This is a genomic window from Streptomyces sp. NPDC006923 (genome assembly GCF_040635655.1).
Lineage (GTDB): Bacteria > Actinomycetota > Actinomycetes > Streptomycetales > Streptomycetaceae > Streptomyces.
The window spans coordinates 16858-38698 of the sequence record NZ_JBEYIF010000027.1 but is presented as its reverse complement, the minus strand read 5'-3'; the positions used below and the strand labels follow the sequence as shown (position 1 = coordinate 38698).

Sequence of the window (21841 nt, the reverse complement as noted above, 5' to 3'; positions counted from 1 at the left end):
TCGTCACCCTCTGGCGGAAGTCGGAACAGATGCGGTCATGGCGTCAGGATCTTCCGAATTCGGTATTGATGATGTCGAAGAGGTCGTCGGCGGAGGCCGAGGCGAGTGCGTCGGTGTCGAGTCCGGCCGGTGCGCTGTCGGCTTCGTGCCACTTCCGCAGCAGAGCGTCGAGCCGGGCCGTGACCCTGGCGCGTTCGGTGTCGTCCGTGGGGACGGTGGAGAGCGCGAACTCCAGCTTGTCGATCTCCGCGAGCGCGGGCAGTTCCTCTTCGGTGTCGTCACCGAGGAGTTCGGCCCGCAGCCGGCCCGCGAGGACCGCGGGGGTCGGGTAGTCGAAGACGAGGGCGGCGGAGAGCCGCAGGCCGGTCTCCGCGTTCAGTCTGTTGCGCAGTTCGACGGCGGTGAGCGAGTCGAAGCCCAGTTCCTTGAACGCCCGGCCCGCGCTGATGTCGCCGGTGCCGTCATGTCCGAGGACGGCCGCGACATGGGCGAGGACCAGATCGAGCAGTATCCGTTCGGCGGCCGGCCCCGATGCTCCGGCGAGCCGCCCGGCGAGGGCCGCCGCGCCGTCGCCGCCCGCGCCGTCGGAGCCGGTGCCCGTGCCCTGGCCGGCCTGGGTGTCGAGGGCGGTCCGTACCTCGGGCAGGTCGGCGATGAGCGGGCGCGGGCGGGCCGCCGTGAAGCCGGCCACGAACCTCTCCCAGTCGACGTCGGCGACGGTCAGTGTGGTGTCGCCGAGGTCCAGTGCCTGCTGGAGTGAGGCGATGGCGTCCTCGGGCGCCATCACGGGCAGGCCCCGCAGGGCGAGTTGGCCGGCGGTGGTGTCGTCGGCGACCAGGCCGCCGCCGGCCCAGGGTCCCCAGGCCACCGAGGTGGCCGCGAGACCCCGTGCGGCGCGCTGCTGCGCCAGCGCGTCGAGGTGAGCGTTGGCCGCCGCGTACGCGCCCTGGCCGCCGCTGCCCCAGACACCGGCGATGGACGAGAAGAGGACGAAGGCGTCCAGCTCCCGGCCGTCGAGGAGTTCGTCGAGATGGCGTGCGCCCGCGACCTTGGCGGTGACGACATCGGAGAACTCGGCCGCCCCGGTCTCGGCGAGCGGTGTGAACTGCCCCGCCCCGGCGGTGTGGACGACGGCGGTGAGCGGTGGGTGCGTCCCGGCGTCCGCGTCGGCGTCGATACCGGCGAGCAGGGCCGCCACGGCGTTCCGGTCGGCGATGTCGCAGGCCACGACCGTGGCCGGGGTGCCCGACGCGTCCAGTTCCGCGACGAGGTCCGGCGCGCCGGGGGCCCCGGGTCCGCGCCTGCTCACCAGCACCAGCCGTTCGGCGCCGCTCGCGGCGAGCCACCGGGCGGCGTGCGCGCCGAGGGCGCCGGTGCCGCCGGTGACCAGGACCGTGCCGCCCGGCTTCCACGCCCCGGCGTTCTCGGGCGCGGGCTCGGCGTGGGTGATCCGCCGGGCGAGGACCCCGGTGGTACGGATCGCGACCTGGTCCTCGTAGCCGTGGTCGTCACCGGTGTCCGCGCCGGTCCCGGCGAGGACGGCCGCGAGCCGGGCGGCGGCGCGTTCGTCGAGGCGCGCGGGCAGATCGACAAGTCCGCCCCAGCGCTCCGGATGTTCCAGGGCGACAACGCGTCCGAGGCCCCACACCTGTGCCTGTGCGGCGCTGCGCGGCGGGTCGGAGACGGTCGTGGACACGGCGCCGCTGGTGGCGCACCAGAGCGGGGCGCCGACTCCGGCGTCGCCGAGTGCCTGGACGAGGACTCCGGTGAGGAGCGGTCCCGTGGGCAGCTCGGCCCGGTGGGGATGCGGGCTTTCGTCCAGGGCCAGCAGGGACAGGACACCGTCGACCGTGCTGTCCGCCAGGGCCGTCCGCAGCCGCGCGGCCAGTGCCTCGCGGTCGAGGCTCGCGTTGTCCGGTTTGAGGCGCAGCAGCCGGGCGCCATGGCCGGCGAGCGCCGCCACGGCCTGTTCCGCGGGCGTGTCCGGGCCCGCGTCGGGAGGCAGGACGACCAGCCATTCACCCGTGAGGGCGGCGGTGGGCAACGGCTCGACCGGTTTCCAGGTGACCCGGTAGCGCCGGGCGTCCAGCGCGGCTCGCTCCCGCTGCCTGCGACGCCACGTGGTGAGCGCGGGGAGTACGGCGCTCAGCGGCTGGTCGGCGCCGATGTCGAGCGCGGCCGTGAGGGAGGCGAGGTCGTCGCTCTCGACGGCAGCCCAGAACCGGGCGTCGGTGGATCCCCCGGCGGCGCCGGTGGCAGCGGCGTCCATGACACCGTGCTGGGTGTCGAGCCAGTACCGGCGGCGCTGGAACGCGTAGGTCGGCAGGTCGACGCGCCGGGCGCCGGTGCCCTCGTACACGGCCTCCCACTCCGGCACCGCGCCGCGCACATACGCCTGGGCGAGCGCGGTGGCCAGGGTGTCGTCCTCGGGCAGGGCCGCGCGCAGCAGCGAAACGAACGCCGTGTCCCGCGCGGTCACGCAGTCCTGTGCCAGTGCGGAGAGGACGGCGTCGGGGCCGATCTCCACATAGGTTGTGACGCCCTGCTTCTCCAGGGTGCGTATGCCGTCGAGGAAGCGAACGGCCTCGCGGACATGGCGTACCCAGTAGTCCGGGGAGCACCACTCGTCGGTGACGAGATCGCCGGTGACGGTCGAGACGACGGGGATGCTCGGCTCGTGGTAGGTGAGGAGGTCGGCGACCTCGCGGAAGTCCGCGAGCATCGCGTCCATGTGCGGCGAGTGGAAGGCATGGCTGACGGTGAGCCGCTTCGTCCTGCGGCCGCGCTCCTCGAACGACGCGGCGACCTCCGTGACCGCGCCGGTGTCGCCGGAGAGCACCACGGCCGCCGGGCCGTTGACGGCGGCGACCCCGATCTCGGACGCGCGTCCCGCCAGCAGCGGGGTCACCTCGTCCTCGGACGCCTCGACGGCCGCCATCGCGCCGCCCGTGGGCAGCGCCTGCATCAGCCGGCCGCGCGCGGCGACAAGAGCGCACGCGTCCTGGAGGGACAGCACCCCGGCGACATGAGCGGCGGCGATCTCACCGATCGAGTGCCCGGCGAGGAAGTCGGGCCGCAGGCCGGAGGCTTCGGCCAGGCGGTAGAGAGCCACTTCCACGGCGAACAGCGCGGGCTGGGTGTACGCGGTGCGGTGCAGCGGCTCGTCGGGATCACCGTCCGCGCCCCCGGCGGTGTCCCGCTCCGCGAACAGTATGTCGTGCAGCGGCCGGTCGAGATGGCGGTCGAGTTCCGCGCAGACCGCGTCGAGCGCCCCGGCGAACACCGGCCGGGACGCGTACAGTTCACGTCCCATGCCAGGCCGCTGGCTGCCCTGTCCGGTGAACAGGAACGCCGTACGGCCGTCGGCCGGCGCTCCCTGGACGACCTGGGCCGCCGGCTCGCCCTCCGCCAGCGCCCGCAGGCCCGCCAGCAGCGCGTCCCGGTCGTGGCCGACGACGGCGGCGCGCACGTCGAGGGCGGACCGTGTGGTCGCGAGGGAGTACGCGAGGTCGGCGGGCGACAGGCCGGGCTCCGCCGCCGCGTAGGCCCGCAGCCGTTCGGCCTGGGCCCGCAGCGCCTTCGGGTCGCGGGCCGACAGGGGCCAGATGAGTGTGGTGGGCTCCGCGTCGCCGACCGGGAGGGGTCCGGCGTCGGAGTCGGGCCGGGGCGTGCGGGCGAGGGCGAGGGTGTTGTCGGGGGCCTGCTCCAGCACGGTGTGCGCGTTTGTCCCGCTGAAGCCGAAGGAGGAGACACCGGCCCGGCGCGGACGGTCCGTCGCGGGCCAGGCCACCGTCTCGGTCAGCAGCTCGACCGCGCCCGCCGACCAGTCGACATGCGGCGTCGGCGCGTCCACATGCAGCGACCTCGGCAGCACCCCGTGCCGCATCGCCAGCACCATCTTGATGATTCCGGCGACACCGGCCGCGGCCTGGGTGTGCCCGATGTTCGACTTGACCGAGCCGAGCAGCAACGGCCGGTCGGCCGCTCGCCCCTGGCCGTAGGTCGCGAGCAGCGCCTGCGCCTCGATCGGGTCGCCCAGCTTCGTACCGGTGCCGTGCGCCTCCACCGCGTCGACGTCCGACGCCGACAGACCGGCGCTCGCCAGGGCCCGGCGGATGACACGCTGCTGGGACGGGCCGTTCGGGGCCGTGAGGCCGTTGGACGCGCCGTCCTGGTTGATGGCAGAACCCCGGACGACGGCGAGTACGGGGTGTCCCAGACGCCGCGCGTCGGAGAGCCGCTCCACCAGGAGCATGCCGACGCCCTCGCCCCAGCCCGTACCGTCGGCCGCCGCCGCGAACGCCTTGCAGCGCCCGTCCGGTGCCAGTCCGCGCTGCCTGCTGAACTCGATGAACGTACCGGGGCTCGACATGACCGTCACACCGCCGGCGAGCGCGATCGAGCACTCGCCGCCGCGCAGCGCCTGAATCGCCCAGTGCAGCGCGACCAGGGAGGACGAGCAGGCCGTGTCGACCGTGACGGCCGGCCCTTCGAGACCGAAGGTGTAGGCGAGCCGGCCGCTGACGACGCTCGCCGCGTTGCCGGTGCCGAGATAGCCTTCCACGCCTTCGGGGACGGCACGCAGCGCGACGTCGTAGTCCTGGCTGTTCGAACCGACAAAGACACCGGCGTTGCTGCCGCGCAGGGTCGCGGGATCGATACCGGCCCGCTCGAACGTCTCCCAGGAGGTCTCCAGCAGCAGCCGCTGCTGAGGATCCATCGCCAGCGCCTCACGCGGCGAGATGCCGAAGAACGCGGCGTCGAACCGGTCCGCGTCGTAGAGGAATCCGCCCTCACGGGCGTAGAAGGTGCCCCGCTTGTCCGGGTCGGCGTCGTACAGTCCGGCGAGGTCCCAGCCCCGGTCGGTGGGAAACGCGCCAATGGCGTCGCCGTCCGTGGTGAGTAGCTGCCACAGCTCCTCCGGGGTGCGCACTCCGCCGGGGAAACGGCAGGCCATCGAGACGATCGCGATCGGATCGTCGTCGGCACCTCCTGGAGCGGAGCCGCTCGCCGCCGGGGCACCCTCGGGCAGGGCCGCGGCGGGGCCGGTCGCCCGGTCGCCGAGGAGTTCGGTGCGCAGCCAGGCCGCCAGGGCCGCGGCGGTCGGATGGTCGTAGACCAGGGTCGCGGGCAGCTTCACGCCCGTGGCGGCGTTCAGCCGGTTGCGCAGCTCGACCGCGGTCAGCGAGTCGAAACCCAGCTCCTTGAACGGCCGGTCGGCGCCGACCGACTTGGGCTCCTCATGGCCGAGTACGGCGGCGACATGGGTACGTACCAGGTCGAGCGCTGCCCGGCCGCGCTCTGCCTCGGAGAGGCCCGCGAGCCGGTCGGCGAGGGCCCCGGGGGCCGAGCCCGGCGCGTCGGGACGCGGGCCGCCGTTCTCCGCGCCGACCGTGGTGTCCAGCGCGGCCCGGGCCTCGGGCAGGTCGGCGATGAGCAGGCTCGGCCGGACCGCGGTGTAGTCGGTGGCGAACCGCTGCCAGTCGATGTCGGCGATGGTCAGGGCGGCGTCGCCGTCCAGGTCGAGCGCCCGCTGGAGCGCGAGGATCGCGGGTTCGGGTGCCATGGGCGGTACGCCGCCCCGGCGCATCCGCTGTCCGAGCGACGCGTCGGCGGCCATCCCGCCTTCGGCCCACGGCCCCCAGGCGATGGACGTCGCGGGCAGCCCGTCGGCGCGGCGCTGCTCGGCCAGCGCGTCCAGATACGCGTTGGCTGCCGCGTAGTTGGCCTGTCCCGCCGCACCGACCGTGCCGGAGATCGAGGAGAACAGGACAAACATCTTCAGGTCGCCACGCCGACGGGTCAGCTCGTCCAGGTGGGCCGCGGCGGTCGCCTTGGCTCGGAGGACGGTCTCGATCCTGCCGGGTGTGAGCGCGTCGAGGACTCCGTCGTCCAGCACGCCGGCCGCGTGTACCACTCCGGTCAGCGGCCACTCGGCGGGCAGCGAGTCCAGCAGCCCCGCCAGCGCCGCGCGATCGGCGACATCACAGGCCGCGACCGTCACCCGGACCCCGAGCGCGGTCAGCTCGGCAGACAGCTCCCGCGCGCCCGGCGCCTCCGGGCCACGACGACTGGTGAGCACGAGATGCTTTGTGCCACGGCCCGCCAGCCAGCGCGCCACATGCCCGCCCAACGCGCCCGTACCGCCGGTGATCAGCACAGTGCCGTGCGACTGCCGGGCCGCGTCCGGCCCCTCGCCGCCGGGCGCGCGCACCAGCCGGCGTCCGAACACACCGGACGCCCGGACCGCGACCTGGTCCTCGCCGCCCGCTCCCGCCAGCACCCATGCCAGCCGGTCTCCCGCACGCCCGTCCATCACCGCGGGCAGGTCGACCAACCCGCCCCAGCGCTCGGGCAGTTCCAGCGCCGCGACCCGTCCCAGACCCCACACCTGGGCGCCCGCAGGACTGCCCACCCGGTCCGAACGTCCCACCGACACCGCGCCGCGTGTCGCCAGCCACAGCGGAGCACTCACACCCGCGTCGCCCAGCGCCTGCGCCAGCACCACCGACGCCACCACCACATCGGCACCGAGGCCGCGCGCCCCCGCGCCGAGGAGCGACAGCACTCCGGCGGCCGGTGCCACGGCTTCGCCGCCCGGGACGAGCGCCGTACGCAGTTTCGCGGCCACCCCCGCCCGGTCCTCGGCGCCCACCTCGACCCGCCGGACCTCGACGCCCCGCGTCGCGAACATGCGCACCACACCAGCCGTCAGTTCGTCGACGGCACCATCCCCGGCCGGCGGGACGACAAGCAGCCAGGGGTCCGTGCCGCGCAGAGTCCCGGTGGTCAGGTCGGTGACCGGCTTCCACTGCACCCGGTAGCGCCAGCCGTCCACCTCGGAACGGGCACGCTGACCGCGTCGCCAGGAGGAGAGTGCGGGCAGCAGGCTCTCCAGCGTGGATTCGTTGTCCGTGCCGTCGACCGCCAGAGTGGTGGCGAGTTCCGCGAGGTCGCCGCGCTCGACCGCCTCCCAGAAGCGTGTGTCGACGGTCTCACCGGACAGGGCACCGTCCTGTCCTTCCTCGTCCAGAGTCACCCAGTACCGCTGGTGCTGGAAGGCATAGGTCGGCAGATTCACACGCCGGGCGCCGGTACCGGCGAAGAACGCCTTCCAGTTGGGACCGTGGCCCACCACATGCAGTCCCGCCACCGCCGCCGCCAACGACTCCGTATCAGGACGGCCCTTGCGCAGCGCGGGCACCAGCACAGCCGACTCCGAACCGACAAAGCTCTGTCCCGCCATCGCGGACAGCACACCATCGGGACCCAGCTCCAGATACGCCGTGACACCCTGCGCCTCCAGGACACGCACCCCGTCCAGGAAACGGACACCCTCCCGCACATGCCGCACCCAGAACTCCGGATCACCCATCTCCCCCGCCGACACAACAGCACCGGTCAGATTGGACACGATCGGAATCTTCGGAGCCTCGTAGCCGAGTCCGGAGACCACCTGGCGGAAGGCATCCAGCATCCCGTCCATCCGGGGCGAATGAAACGCGTGGCTCACCGCGAGCCGCTTGGTCCGACGCCCCTCCGCCTCAAAACGGGCCGCGATCTCCAGGACAGCGTCCTCGTCACCGGACACCACCACCGACGTAGGTCCGTTGACCGCCGCCAAACCCGCCCGGTCCGACAGCAGCGGCAGCACCTCGTCCTCCGACGCCTCCACCGCCACCATCGCCCCACCCGACGGCAGCCCCTCCATCAACCCACCACGCGCCGCCACCAGCGTGCACGCGTCCGCCAGCGACAACACACCCGCCACATGCGCCGCCGCGATCTCACCCACCGAATGCCCCGAGACAAAGTCCGGCCGCACACCCCACGACTCCACCAACCGGAACAGCGCCACCTCCACCGCGAACAACGCCGGCTGCGCAAATCCCGTACGATCCAGCAGCCCCGCATCCTCCCCGAACACCACATCCCTCAACGACCGCTCAAGACGCACATCCAGATGCGCACACACCGCGTCAAACGCGTCCGCGAACGCCGGATATGTCTCATACAACTCACGCCCCATACCAAGGCGCTGACTCCCCTGACCGGTGAACAGGAACGCCACCTTGCCGGGCCGCACCGAACCTCGCGTCAGGCCCTTGGCCGTACCGTCGTCGGCCAGGGCCCGCAGTCCGCGCAGCGCCTCGTCGCGGTCTCCGGCGATCAGTACCGCGCGTTCGTCAAAAGCGGTGCGACCGGTCGCCAGTGTGTAGGCGACATCAACCAGGTCGACTCCGGGCTCCGTCTCCAAGTGCTCCAGCAGCCGCCCGGCCTGGCCACGCAGGGCGTCCGGGTCCTTCGCCGACATGGCGTACGGCAGCACCGGTGGGCGCACCGTCACGGGCTCGACGGCGAGGGACGTCATCTCGGGCTCGGGGGCCTGCTCGATGATCGTGTGCGCGTTGGTGCCGCTCACACCGAACGCCGAGATCCCCGCGCGCCGGGGCCTGCCGGTCTCCGGCCACGCCACCGATTCGGTCAGCAACTCGACGGCACCCGATGACCAGTCGACATGCGGCGACGGCTCATCCACATGCAACGTCTGCGGCAGCACACCGTGCTCCATCGCCAGGACCATCTTGATGATCCCGGCGACACCGGCCGCGGCCTGGGTGTGTCCGATGTTCGACTTGATCGTGCCCAGCAGCAGCGGGCGGTCGTCCGTCCGCTCCTGGCCATACGTAGCGAGCAGCGCCTGCGCCTCGATCGGGTCACCCAGCTTCGTACCGGTGCCGTGCGCCTCCACCGCATCGACATCCGCAGCCGACAGACCGGCGCTCGCCAGCGCCTGCCGGATCACCCGCTGCTGCGACGGACCGTTCGGCGCCGTCAGACCATTCGACGCACCATCCTGATTCACCGCCGAACCACGCACCAGAGCCAACACCGGATGACCGTTTCGGCGCGCATCGGAGAGCCGTTCCAGCAGCAGTACCCCGGCGCCCTCACCCCACCCGGTACCGTCCGCACCCGCCGCGAACGCCTTGATGCGCCCGTCGGCGGCCAGCCCGCGCAGTCGGCTGAAGTCGATGAAGTTCTCGGCCGTGGCCATGATGGTGACACCGCCGGCCAGGGCGAGGGAGCATTCACCGCTTCTGAGCGCCTGCACCGCGAGGTGCAGGGCGACCAGCGACGACGAGCAGGCCGTGTCGACCGTGACAGCGGGTCCCTCCAGGCCCAGCGTGTACGAGACACGGCCGGAGATCACACTCGCCGCGTTGCCCGTGCCCAGATGGCCTTCGAGGCCGCCGGGCGCGTCCATCGCCAGGAACATGTAGTCCTGGCCGTTCGTCCCGACGAAGACACCCGCCCGGCTCCCGCGCAGCGAGGTCGGATCGATACCGGCGCGTTCGAACGCCTCCCAGGAGGTCTCCAGCAGCAGCCGCTGCTGCGGGTCCATCGCCAGCGCCTCGCGCGGCGAGATCCCGAAGAACGCCGGGTCGAAGCCGGCCACGTCATAGAGGAATCCGCCCTCCCGGGTGTAGGAGGTGCCCCGGCGGGTCAGGTCCGGGTCGTACAGCGTCTCCAGGTCCCAGCCCCGGTCGTCCGGGAAGCCGGACACGGCGTCCGAGCCACCGGCGAGGAGCTGCCACAGCTCTTCGGGGTCGCGTACGCCGCCGGGGAAGCGGCAGCTCATCGACACGATCGCGATCGGGTCGTCGTCCGTCCCCCTGACCTCCGGCGCCACCGCGTCCGCGCCGGACGGGGCGGCCCCCGGGCCGGCGGCGTCCAGGAGTTCGGCGCGCAGATGGTCCGCGAGCGCTGCGGAGGTCGGGCGGTCGAAGATGAGGGTGGTGGGCAGCCGCAGGCCGGTCACGGCCGAGAGCCGGTTGCGCAGTTCCACGGCGGTCAGCGAGTCGAAGCCGAGCTCACTGAACGCCCGGCCGGCCGCGACGGCTCGCGGCCCGCTGTAACCGAGTACGGCGGCGACCTGCGTACGGACCAGATCCAGCAGTACCTGTTCACGTTCGGCGGCCGGCAGACCGAGAAGCCGTTCGGCGAGAGGCGCGTCGTCGGCGGTTCGCGGGAGGTCCGTGCCGGTGGCCACGGACGTCCGGTCCTCCGCCGGTGCGAGACCGGTGAACAGGGCGCGCGGCCGGGCCGTCGTCATCCCGGGCAGGAACCGGTCCCACTCGATGTCGGCGACGGTCACCGACGTGTCGCCCAGGTCAAGTGCCCGCTGGAGCGCGAGGATCGCGGACTCGGGGGCCATGGGCGGTACGCCGTCGCGCCGCATGCGCTGTTCGAGCGCCTCCCCGGCGGCCATTCCGCCGTCGGCCCAGGGGCCCCAGGCGACGGAGGTCGCGGGCAGCCCGTCGGCCCGGCGCTGCTCGGCCAGCGCGTCCAGATACGCGTTGGCGGCCGCGTAGTTGGCCTGTCCCGCCGCACCGAACGTCCCCGCGACGGAGGAGAACAGCACAAAGGCCGTGATGCCGTCCCGCTCGCGGGTCAGCTCGTGCAGCCGCGCCGCGGCCAGCGACTTGGCGGACAGGACGCTTTCGATCCGCTCCGGCGTGAGCCCGTCCAGCACCCCGTCGTCGAGCACACCCGCCGCGTGCACCACGCCGGTCAGCGGCCACTCGGCCGGGAGTGAGCCCAGCAACTCGGCCAGCGCGTCCCGGTCCGTGACATCGCAGGCCGCCACCGTCACCGCGGTGCCGAGGGCCACAAGTTCGTCCCGAAGTCCGGCCGCTCCCGGAGCCTCCGCGCCCCGGCGACTCGTCAGCACCAGGTGCTCCGCCCCACCGCGGGCCAGCCACCGGGCGACCTGCGCTCCGAGCGCGCCCGTACCGCCGGTCACCAGCACCGTCCCGCGTGGGTGCCAGGCGTCCGCCGGAGCCCTGCCGCCGGGTGCCCGTACCAGGCGGCGCCCGAACACACCGGACGCCCGCACCGCCACCTCGTCCTCGTCGCCCGGCGCCGCCAGCACCGACGCCAGCCGGTCCGCCGCACGGCCGTCCAGCGGCTCGGGCAGGTCGATCAGTCCGCCCCAGCGTCCCGGCACCTCCAGGGCCGCCGTCCGGCCCAGCCCCCACACCTGCGCCTGCGCGGGAGAGACCAGCCGGTCCGAGCGCCCCACCGAGACCGCGCCCCGTGTGGCCAGCCACAGCGGCGCCTCCACCTCCGCGTCTCCCAGCGCCTGTATCAGCAGCGCCGACCCGACCACGGCCCGGACGCCGTCGCCGTCGAGGCCGGTAGCCAGCAGCGACAACACCCCCGCGACCGGGCCGTTCTCCTGGCCGGCGAGCGCGGACAGCGACGCGGCCAGGGCCGACCGGCCGATGGCCACCGGGTCGATCTCGACCCTGCGTGTCGCCACCCCGCGCTCCGCGAACATCGCGGCGACGCCCGCCGTCAACGCGTCGTCGGAAGACGTACCGAGCGGGACGGCCAGCAGCCAGGGGCCTTCGAGCGTCCCGGCCGGCCGCCGGCCGGTCAGTGGCTTCCATGTCGTCCGGTAGCGCCAGCCGTCGATCATCGACGACTCGTGTCGCCGCTTGCGCCACGCGGCCAGCGACGGCAGGACGGCGCTCAGCGGCGCCTCCGGGTCGACCTCCAGCTCCGCGGCGAGCGCGCCCCGGTCCTCGTCCTCCACCGCCGCCCAGAACCGCTCGTCGGCGGACGGCTGGGGGGCCGGTGTGCTCGCGGTCCCGGCCACGCTGTCGGCCAGCCAGAACCGCTCGCGCTGGAACGCGTAAGTGGGCAGGTCGACGCGCCGGGCACCGGTCCCGGCGAAGAACGCGGACCAGTCGACGGCGACACCCTGGACATGCAGCCGCGCCAGCGCCGTCACCAGGGTCTCCGGCTCGCCACGGTCCTTGCGCAGGACGGGAAGGCGGACGGTGTCGGCAGCCGCCAGGAGGGAGTCCTCGGCCAGCGCCGACAGGACGCCGTCCGGTCCCAGCTCGACGTAGACGGAGCAGCCCTCGGCTTCGAGGGCACGGACGCCGTCGAGGAAGAGGACCGCTTCGCGGACGTGCCGTACCCAGAAATCGGGGTCCCTGATCTGGTCCGGCGCGACAACGCCACCCGTGAGGTTCGAGACGATCGCAATTCTCGGCGCGTGGTAGGTGAGGCCCGCCGCGACCTCGCGGAACGCGTCGAGCATGGCGTCCATGTGCGGCGAGTGGAAGGCATGACTGACCGTCAGGCGGCTGGTCTTGCGGCCCTGTTCCTCCAGTGCCCGGGCGATCTCCAGGACCTCGTCCTCGGCTCCGGAGAGCACCACGGAGGACGGCCCGTTGACCGCCGCGACGGCGACCCGGTCGCTCAGCAGCGGCACGACGTCGTCTCTCGTCGCCCGCACCGCGACCATCGCTCCGCCGGCGGGCAGCCGCTCCATCAGCCGGCCGCGCGCCGCGACCAGCGCGCACGCGTCCGCCAGCGACAGCACACCCGCCACATGCGCCGCGACCAGCTCACCGATGGAATGGCCGCAGAGCAGATCGGGGCGGACCCCCCAGGTCTCCAGCAGCCGGAACAGCGCGACCTCGACGGCGAACAGCGCGGGCTGGGTGAAGCCGGTACGGTTCAGCAGCCCCGCCTGGTCCTCGGCGGCGAACAGCACGTCCCGCAGCGGCAGATCGAGGTATTCGTCCAGGTGCGCGCAGACGTCGTCCAGCGCGTCCGCGAACACGGGAAACGCCGCGTGCAGTTCGCGGCCCATACCGAGGCGCTGGCTGCCCTGGCCGGTGAACAGGAACGCGACCTTGCCGTCGGCGGATCCCGGACGCCGCTCGACCAGACCGGCGCGGCTCTCACCGGCGGCGAGGGCGTCCAGTCCGGCGATGAACTCCGCGCGGTCGTCCGCGACCAGTGCCGCCCGCGCGTCCAGCGCCCCGCGGCTGGTCGCGAGGGAGAAGGCGACGTCGGCCGGTGTGAGCTCCGGGTGGGCCGCGAGGTGGCCCCTGAGCGCCACCGCCTGCGCGCGCAGGGCGTCCGGCGTCTTCGCCGAGATCAGCCAGGGAAGCATGGCGTGCCCGGTGACGGACACCGTCGTATCTGACACATCGTCAGGCATGTCTGTGGCGGGGCCGGGTGGCTGCTCGATGATGGTGTGCGCGTTGGTGCCGCTCACCCCGAACGCGGAGACGGCCGCGCGCCGGGGACGGCCGGTCTCCGGCCACCGGGAGGGTTCCGTCAGCAGCTCGACCGCGCCCGACGCCCAGTCGACGTGCGGCGACGGCTCGTCCACATGCAACGTCCGCGGCAGCACTCCGTGCCGCATCGCCAGCACCATTTTGATGATCCCGGCGACACCGGCCGCGGCCTGGGTGTGGCCGATGTTCGACTTGACCGAGCCGAGCAGCAGCGGCCGGCCGGGATCCCGGCCCTGGCCGTAGGTGGCGAGCAGCGCCTGCGCCTCGATCGGGTCACCCAGTGTGGTGCCCGTGCCATGTGCCTCCACGGCGTCCACCTCAGCCGTGGAGAGCCCGGCCGACGCCAGCGCCTGCCGGATCACCCGCTGCTGCGACGGACCATTGGGCGCCGTCAGACCGTTCGACGCACCGTCCTGGTTCACCGCCGAACCACGGACGATCGCCAGCACCGGATGACCGTTCTCGCGGGCGTCGGAAAGCCGCTCCACCAGCAGCATCCCGGCACCCTCGCCCCACCCCGTACCGTCCGCGCCCGCGGCGAACGCCCTGCACCGGCCGTCCACGGACAGGCCGCCCTGGCGGCTGAAGTCGACGAAGGGTTCCGGGGTCGACATCACCGTCACACCGCCCGCCAGGGCGAGCGAGCACTCGCCGCCGCGCAGCGCCTGGATCGCCCAGTGCAGCGCGACCAGCGAGGACGAGCAGGCCGTGTCGACCGTGACGGCCGGGCCTTCCAGGCCGAAGGTGTACGCCAGCCGGCCGGACACCACACTCGCCGCGTTGCCCGTCCCCAGATGGCCTTCCAGTCCCTCGGGCGGTACGGAGACGAGGGACGCGTAGTCCTGGCCGTTGGTCCCGGCGAACACACCGGTCCTGCTGCCGCGCAGGGTGGCCGGATCGATACCGGCCCGCTCGAACACCTCCCACGACGTCTCCAGCAGCAGCCGCTGCTGAGGATCCATCGCCAGCGCCTCGCGTGGCGAGATCCCGAAGAACTCCGCGTCGAAGTCGGCGGCGTCGTAGAGGAATCCGCCCTCGCGTGTGTACGAGGTGCCCTGCTGCGCGGGGTCCGGGCTGTAGAGGCCGGCGAGGTCCCAGCCGCGGTCGCTGGGGAACTCCGCGATGACGTCCTCACCCGCGGTGAGGAGCTGCCACAGCTCCTCCGGGCTCCGGACACCGCCGGGGAAGCGGCAGCTCATCGCGACGATGGCGATGGGGTCGTCGTCGACGGCCGCCTGGGCGGTGGCGGCGGGCCCGGAGACCCCGGCCGAAGCGGTGGCGCCCGCGAGTTCGTTCCGCAGATGGGCCGCGAGCGCGGCGGAGGTCGGATGGTCGAAGATGAGCGTGGCGGACAGCTTCAGACCACTGGCCGCCGTCAGCCTGTTGCGCAGTTCCACGGCCGTCAGCGAGTCGAAGCCCAGTTCCTTGAAGGCCCGTTCCGCCGCGACGGACTCGGAGCTGTCATGTCCGAGGACGGCGGCGACCTGCGTACGGACGGTGTCCAGCGTGATCCGGAGCTGTTCCGCCTCGGAGCGTCCGGCCAGCCGCCCGGCGAGGGTGGTGACCGCGTCGCCGCTGGTGACAAGGCGCCCACTGGCCGCGTCCAGGACGCGCGCCGCCTCGGGGATGTCGGCGAGGAACGGGCTCGGGCGAGCGGCTGTGACACCGCGTGCGTAGCGTGCCCAGTCGATGTCGGCGACGGTGAGCGCGGTGTCGTCGCCGTCGAGTGCCCGCTGAAGCGCGCCGATGGCCAGTCCGGCCGCCATGGGGGCCATGCCCTCACGGCGCAGGTGCTGTTCGAGTGCCTCGCCGGCGGCCATGCCCGCCCCGGCCCAGGGGCCCCAGGCGATGGCGGTCGCGGGCAGCCCGTCGGCCCGGCGCTGCTCGGCGAGCGCGTCGAGGTAGGCGTTGGCCGCGGCGTAGTTGGCCTGTCCGGCGGCGCCCAGCGTGCCGGCGACGGACGAGAAGAGGACAAACGCCGAGAGATCCAGGCCGCGCTCACGGGTGAGTTGGTCGAGGACGGCGGCGGCGCCCGCCTTGGCGCGTAGCGCGGTGTCGATCCGTTCGGGCGTCATGGCGTCGAAAACGCCGTCGTCCAGTACGCCCGCGGCGTGGACGACGGCCGTCAGAGGATGCTCCTCCGGCAACGCGTCCAGCAACCCACCCAACGCCTCCCGATCAGCCACATCACACGCCGCGACCATCACCTCCACACCCAGCGCCACCAACTCCTCCCGCAACCCCACCGCACCCGGAGCCGCCAACCCACGACGACTCACCAACACCAGACGCTCCGCACCACACCCCACCAACCACCGAGCCACCTCACCCCCCAACGCACCCGTACCACCCGTCACCAACACACTCCCCCGCACCGACCAACCACCCACACCCTCCGAACCACCCACCACCCGCACCAACCGCCGAACAAACACACCAGAACCCCGCACAGCGACCTGATCCTCACCGCCCGGGCCCGCCAGCGCCGAGGCGAGACGCTCCCCGGTGCGCCCTTCGAAGGTCTCCGGGAGATCGATCAGTCCGCCCCAGCGCTCCGGGTGCTCCAGGGCCACCGTGCGTCCGAGGCCCCAGACCTGCGCCTGGTCCGGGTCGGCGGGCCGGTCCGATCTGCCGACCGACACCGCGCCCCGGGTGGCGCACCAGAGCGGGGCTCCGGAGCCGGTGTCGCCGAGCGCCTGAGCGAGCAGTGCCGAGGCCACCACCCCCCGGGTGCCACCGGCCGTGCCGAGCAGCGACAGGACTCCCGTGGGCGTGAAATCCGCGATGACGGGGGCGAGTTCGCGGGCCAGCGCGGCACGGTCCCGGCGTGCCGCGTCCACATCGAGACGGCGTACCTCGGCGCCACGGGCCACCAGCGCGGCGACGACCCCGGCCGCCCAGGCACCGGATCCGTCGTGGTCCTGTCCGGCCGGTGTGACGACCAGCCAGGTGCCCGGCGCCTCCGGCGCGGTCCGCTCGGTCATGGGCTTCCACCGCACGCGGTAGCGCCAGGTGTCCACGACCGACCGCTCGTGCCGCCGCCTGCGCCACGCGGACAGCGACGGCAGTACGGCGCTCAGTGGTGCGTCACCGCCCAGGCCGAGCGCGGCCACGACGGTGCCGAGGTCCTCGCGCTCGACGGCCTCCCAGAACCGCCGGTCCACCGGGTCTCCGGCGGTGTCGCCCGCCGGGCCGGCCGAGGACGCGTCGAGCCAGTACCGGCGGCGCTGGAACGCGTAGGTGGGCAGGTCGACCCGGCGCGCGCCGGTGTCCGCGTACACCGCCTCCCAGGTGACGTCCGCGCCTCTGGCATACGCCGTGGCCAGGGCGTGGGTCAGGGTCATGGCCTCGGGACGTGTGCCGCGCAGCGCCGCGACCAGCACCGGGGCGGTGTCCGCGGCGGTGTCACGGTCCGGCAGGCACTCCTGCGCCATCGCGGAGAGCACACCGTCCGGGCCCAGCTCGACATAGGTGACAACGCCGCGCGCGTCGAGGGTCCGTACGGTGTCGAGGAAGCGGACGGCCTCGCGGACGTGCCGTACCCAGTAGTCGGGTGAGCACAGCTCCGCCGCCGTGGCGAGGCGCCCGGTGACACCGGAGACCACCGGGATCCGGGGCGGCGCGTAGTCCAGCACCTGGGCGACGCGCCGGAACTCGTCGAGCATGCCGTCCATGTGCGGGGAGTGAAAGGCATGGCTGACGGTCAGCCGTTTGGTCTTCCGGCCTGCTTCCTCGAAGTGCCGGGCGATGCCCAGGACCGTGTCCTCGTCGCCCGAGACCACCACCGAGGCGGGACCGTTGACCGCCGCGACACTCACCCGGCCGCGCAGCAGTGGCAGCACCTCGTCCTCGGACGCCTGGAGCGCCACCATGGCTCCGCCGCCCGGCAGTTCCTCCATCAGCCGGCCCCGGGCCGCCACGAGCGCGGACGCGTCCTCCAGCGACAGCACCCCCGCCACATGCGCGGCGGCCAGCTCGCCGATGGAGTGGCCGGCGACGATGTCGGGGCGCAGCCCCCAGGACTCGGCCAGCCGGAACAGCGCGACCTCGACCGCGAACAGCGCGGGCTGGGTGTAGGCGGTCCGGTCGAGCAGGGCCGCCTCCGCCGCACCCTCCCCGGCGAACAGGATGTCCTTCAGGGGACGTTCCAGTTGCTCGTCCAGATACCAGCAGGCGTCGTCGAACGCGTCGCTGAAGACGGGATACGTCTCGTACAGGGCGCGTCCCATACCGAGCCGCTGGCTGCCCTGCCCGGTGAAGAGGAACGCCAGCCGTCCGCCGCCCTGGACGCCCCGGACCAGGCTCACCCGGCCCGGTGTGGTTCCGGTGTCCGTGGCCAGTGCGCGCAGTCCGTCGAGGAAGTCGTCACGCTCGGCCGCGACGAGGACGGCACGCTCTTCGAAGGAGGTACGGGTCGTCGCCAGGGAGTGCCCGATGTCGGCGGGTGCCGGGCCCCGGTCCGCCTCCAGGTGGGCGAGGAGCCGTGCGGCCTGGTCCCGCAGGGCCTCGGGGGTCCTGGCGGTGAGCACCCAGGGAAGTACGCGGGTGCCCTGGGCGGCCTTCTCCTCGGCGGGCCCGGGCTGTTGGCCCTGGGTGTGCTCGTCCGGGGCGTCGGCCGGGGGCTGTTCGACGATGGTGTGGGCGTTGGTGCCGCTCATGCCGAAGGAGGAGATTCCCGCGCGCCGCGGCCGGCCGTTCTCCGGCCACGGTGCGGGCTCCGTCAGCAGCCGGACGGCGCCCGTGGACCAGTCGGCGTGCGGTGTGGGCGCGTCGATGTGCAGCGTGCGCGGCAGCACGCCGTGCCGCATCGCCATGACCATCTTGATGATCCCGGCGACACCCGCGGCGGCCTGGGTGTGGCCGATGTTGGACTTGAGGGAGCCGAGCCACAACGGCTGCCCCTCGGGCCGCTCCTGACCGTAGGTGGCGAGCAGGGCCTGCGCCTCGATCGGGTCGCCGAGCGTGGTTCCCGTGCCGTGCGCCTCCACGGCGTCGATGTCGGCGGCGGTGAGTCCGGCGTTGGCCATCGCCTGCCGGATGACACGCTGCTGCGAAGGGCCGCTGGGTGCGGTCAGGCCGTTGGACGCGCCGTCCTGGTTGACGGCGGTGCCCCGGACGATGCCGAGGACGGGGTGTCCGTTGCGCCGGGCGTCGGAGAGCCGCTCGACGAGCAGCATGCCGACGCCCTCTCCCCACGCGGTGCCGTCGGCGGCGGCGGCGAAGGGTTTGCAGCGGCCGTCCGGAGCCAGTCCGCGCTGGCGGCTGAACGCGACGAACGAGCCGGGGCCTGCCATGATCGCGGCGCCGCCGGCCAGCGCGACGGTGCACTCGCCGCCGCGGAGCGCCTGGACGGCCAGGTGCAGCGCGACGAGCGAGGAGGAGCAGGCGGTGTCCACGGTGACCGCCGGCCCCTCGAAGCCAAGGGTGTAGGCGATACGGCCCGAGGCGACACTGGCCGCGTTGCCGGTGACGAGATAGCCCTCGAAGCCTTCCTCGGCCTCATGCAGCCGGGGTCCGTACTCCTGGGTCTCGACCCCGATGAACACACCGGCCTGGCCGCCCCGGTAGCGGGTGGGGTCGATGCCGGCCCGCTCGAACGCCTCCCAGGACGTTTCCAGCAGCAGGCGCTGCTGCGGGTCCATCGCGGTCGCCTCACGCGGAGAAATTCCGAAGAAGGCGGGATCGAACTGGTCGGCGTCTTCGAGGAATCCGCCCTCGCGGGTGTAACTGCTGCCGTGCCGGTCCGGGTCCGGGTCGTAGAGACCCGTCAGGTCCCAGCCGCGATTGTCCGGGAATTCGGTGACGGCGTCCCGGCCCTCGGCGACAAGATTCCAGAGTTCTTCGGGCGAACGCACACCGCCGGGAAAACGGCAGCTCATTCCGACAATGGCGACCGGCTCGTCGTCGGCGAGGGCCGGGGCGGCGGGGAGCGGGGCCGGCCCCTCGTCCGGGCCGAGGATCTCCCCGCGCAGGAAGCGGGCGAGGGCAGCGGGCGTGGGGTGGTCGAAGGCGAGGGTGACGGGGAGGCGCAGCCCGGTCCCGGCGGTCAGCCGACTGTGCAGGTCGACCGCTGCCAGCGAGTCGAATCCCAGGTCGAGGAAGGGGCGGTGGGGGTCGACGACGGCGGGTGCGTTGTCACGCAGCGCCTCGGCGACCAGGGTGGTCACCCAGTCCAGCAGCGCCCGGTCCCGGTCCGCGTCCGACAGGTCGGCGAACCGCTTCCGCCACGACGACACCGTGTGCGGACCAGCGCCGCTCATTTCGGCGTTCTCGGGCGTGAAATCCTCGGACTCACCCATCATCGCGCGCCCCATCACTCCCGCAGACATAAGCCAAGAACGTTTCCCAGCGTTCCACAGGACGACGGCCTGAGAAACCCCTGTAAAACCCCCTAGGAACCCCTACCTTTCGGCCGGGAATCCGCTTGGATGAAAGAGGCTCTCCGTCTTCGGGCGCACAGCGGGAAGAAGCCGCCGAACGACACTCGATGAAATACAGACTCGCACAGGGGATGGTTTCCGAGAAAGGGGAGAACGGAATTTTACGGGAATTCTTTCCGACCGTCCGGTGCGCCGGCCAGCCCTGTGCCGCCCGTACGCACGGAAACGTACGGGAACGGACGGAGCCGGCCCGTGGTTCAGTCCCGCGCCGGGACGCGTTCGACAAACGGAGCGAGCAGTCGTGGCACCGCTTCCTCGGCCAGGCTCAGCCCTTCGGAGACCGTCACATCGCGGACCCGGTAGACGCCGCTGCCGGCCCCGGTGGTGGCTCCCAGCGTGAGAAGTCCCGCGCGGCGCTGGAAGAACGACCGGGTGACGGTCCAGCCGACGATGCCCTCGCGTTGCAGTGCGACCGTCCGGTGGGCGAACGTACCGGCACGGGTCACAAGATAGCGGCCGTGGATGCCATGGCCGAGGGTGCGGTACGCGTCCCGGGCCAGCACGGTCGTCAGCGGCAGCAGCACCAGGGCAAGGATCCAGCCGATGTGCACGAGTACCGGGGTGAGCCACAGTCCGAGGCCGACGGGTACGGCGGCCGTCAGCAGTGTGACCGACAGCGCCCGGTTGAGCCGTCGCCGCAGGGCGACGCGGGGATGCGGAACGAGTGCGGCCAGGGTGGTGGGTGACTCGTCCTCAGCCAGGACCTCGGCGGCCACCCGCAGGACCTCGGCGCGCGGGGACGGCGGGGTCAGGACGCGGCGCCTGCGGTTCTCCTCCGCGTCGCCGAGGCCACTCGCCACCGCGCTGAGCTTGGCGCCGCCGGCCCAGCGCAGGGGGATCGGCTCGATGATCTCGACGCCGCGCAGCCGCCGTTCCTCAATGGTGACGGAACGGGTGACGAGCATGCCGCGGCGGACCCGGAACATACCGGTGTCCTGACGTTCGAGCCGGTAGCCGTACCAGCCCTCGGCAAAAGTGGCGGTGGATCCGGCGACGCCGAGCGCCACGACGATCAGCGCGGTGACCAGGACGCCGCACCAGAGCGGTACGGAGCCGAAGCGGTCGGCGACCTCCTTGACGATGCCCAGTTCCAGCGGATCGATCTGCATCTCATCCAGGATCCGGTAGACCGTGCCGAGCGCCGCGAAGACCCCGCCGACCCCCCAGACGGTCAGCGGCCCGTAGCGCAGCCACGCCCAGTCGAGCGCCAGGATCGGAGCGTTGTCCTCGCCGGCCGGCGGCGCCGCGCCGCGCCGCTCGGTGATCCGGCGGCGCAGTTCCTCGGCGTCCGCCACGCTGATCCCGTCCAGCGAGAGTTCACCGCCGGAGGAGGAGCCCTGTCCACCGGCGCCAATACGGAGCGTGGTGAGTCCGAAGACCCGGTGGACCGGGTTGGCGGTGAGATCGAGGCTCCGGATCCGGTCGACCGGCAGGGAACGGGAGCGGTGGAAGACAAACCCTGAACGGACCTCGACCCGCTCGCCGGTGACGCGGTAGCGGGTGGTGAGCAGCCGCAGCAGGCTGATGCCGCAGATCACCAGGAAGGTGACGAAGACCGAGCCGACGGTGATGAGGAGCGGGAGGGTCGCCTTCCCGCCGGTCACCAGGAGGGACCCGAGGAACAGGGCGACCGGCGCGGCGAGGACGGCGAGGTTCACCAGGATCAGCCGGGGGTGGAGCCGGCCCCATGGCTCCTCCGGACCGGGGTCGGCCGGGCTCCGGTCCGCGGTACCGGCGCTCATGTCGCGTCTCCCGGTGTGGACTGGGCGAAGCGGGTGAGGTGGTCGGCGACCTCGGTGGCGACCCGGTGGTCGAGTCCCTTGATCTTCACGGCGCCGGAGGCGGAGGCGGTGGTCACAGTGACGCCGGAGAGGCCGAACATCCGCTGGACGGGGCCGCGCAGGGTGTCGACCGTCTGGATCCGGGAGAGCGGGACCACGCGCCACTGCTGCCAGAGCCAGCCGGACGCCGCGTAGACGGCTTCGTCGGTCGTCTCCCAGCGGTGCACGCGGTAACGCCAGAGCGGCATCACGGCCGTGTAGAGGATTCCGGGGACGAGGCAGCCGAGGAAGAGCCAGCCGAAGACGGGCCGCGCCGGTGGGATGGTGAGCCAGAGGATGCCGAAGACAAGCGGAAGCGGCAGTGTGAAGAGTGTGGACTGCACGGCCCACCAGCCGACGGCGCGGCGCTCGATGCGGTGCCGAGGCGGGCGGAGCCGCACATCGTCCCTGGCCTCCACTCTCTTCCCCTCTTCCTGGTCCGCCGACGCACCCGGTCGGCCGCCGGCGCTCCCCC

The 21841-nt window shown here is 72.9% G+C and carries 3 protein-coding genes; all 3 read right to left on the bottom strand.

The window, feature by feature from the left end:
- Positions 1-43: 43 nt before the first annotated feature.
- Positions 44-19408, bottom strand: a complete 19365-nt coding sequence (locus ABZ707_RS31205) for a type I polyketide synthase (RefSeq protein WP_360181499.1) — start codon at positions 19406-19408, stop codon at positions 44-46.
- 335 nt (positions 19409-19743) lie between these two features.
- The gene (locus tag ABZ707_RS31200; protein ID WP_360181496.1) at positions 19744-21288 is read right to left on the bottom strand and encodes a PH domain-containing protein; all 1545 of its coding nucleotides are present in this window, start codon (positions 21286-21288) and stop codon (positions 19744-19746) included.
- Entirely contained in the window at positions 21285-21785 is a 501-nt protein-coding gene (locus ABZ707_RS31195) for a PH domain-containing protein (RefSeq protein ID WP_360181493.1), read from the bottom strand. Before ABZ707_RS31195 ends, ABZ707_RS31200 begins: the two co-directional genes overlap by 4 nt.
- Positions 21786-21841: the final 56 nt, after the last annotated feature.

Coding starts and splice junctions, on each gene's coding strand:
- ABZ707_RS31205 (WP_360181499.1), bottom strand. CDS start 19,408: ATGATGGGTGAGTCCGAGGATTTCACGCCCGAGAACGCCGAAATGAGC.
- ABZ707_RS31200 (WP_360181496.1), bottom strand. CDS start 21,288: ATGAGCGCCGGTACCGCGGACCGGAGCCCGGCCGACCCCGGTCCGGAG.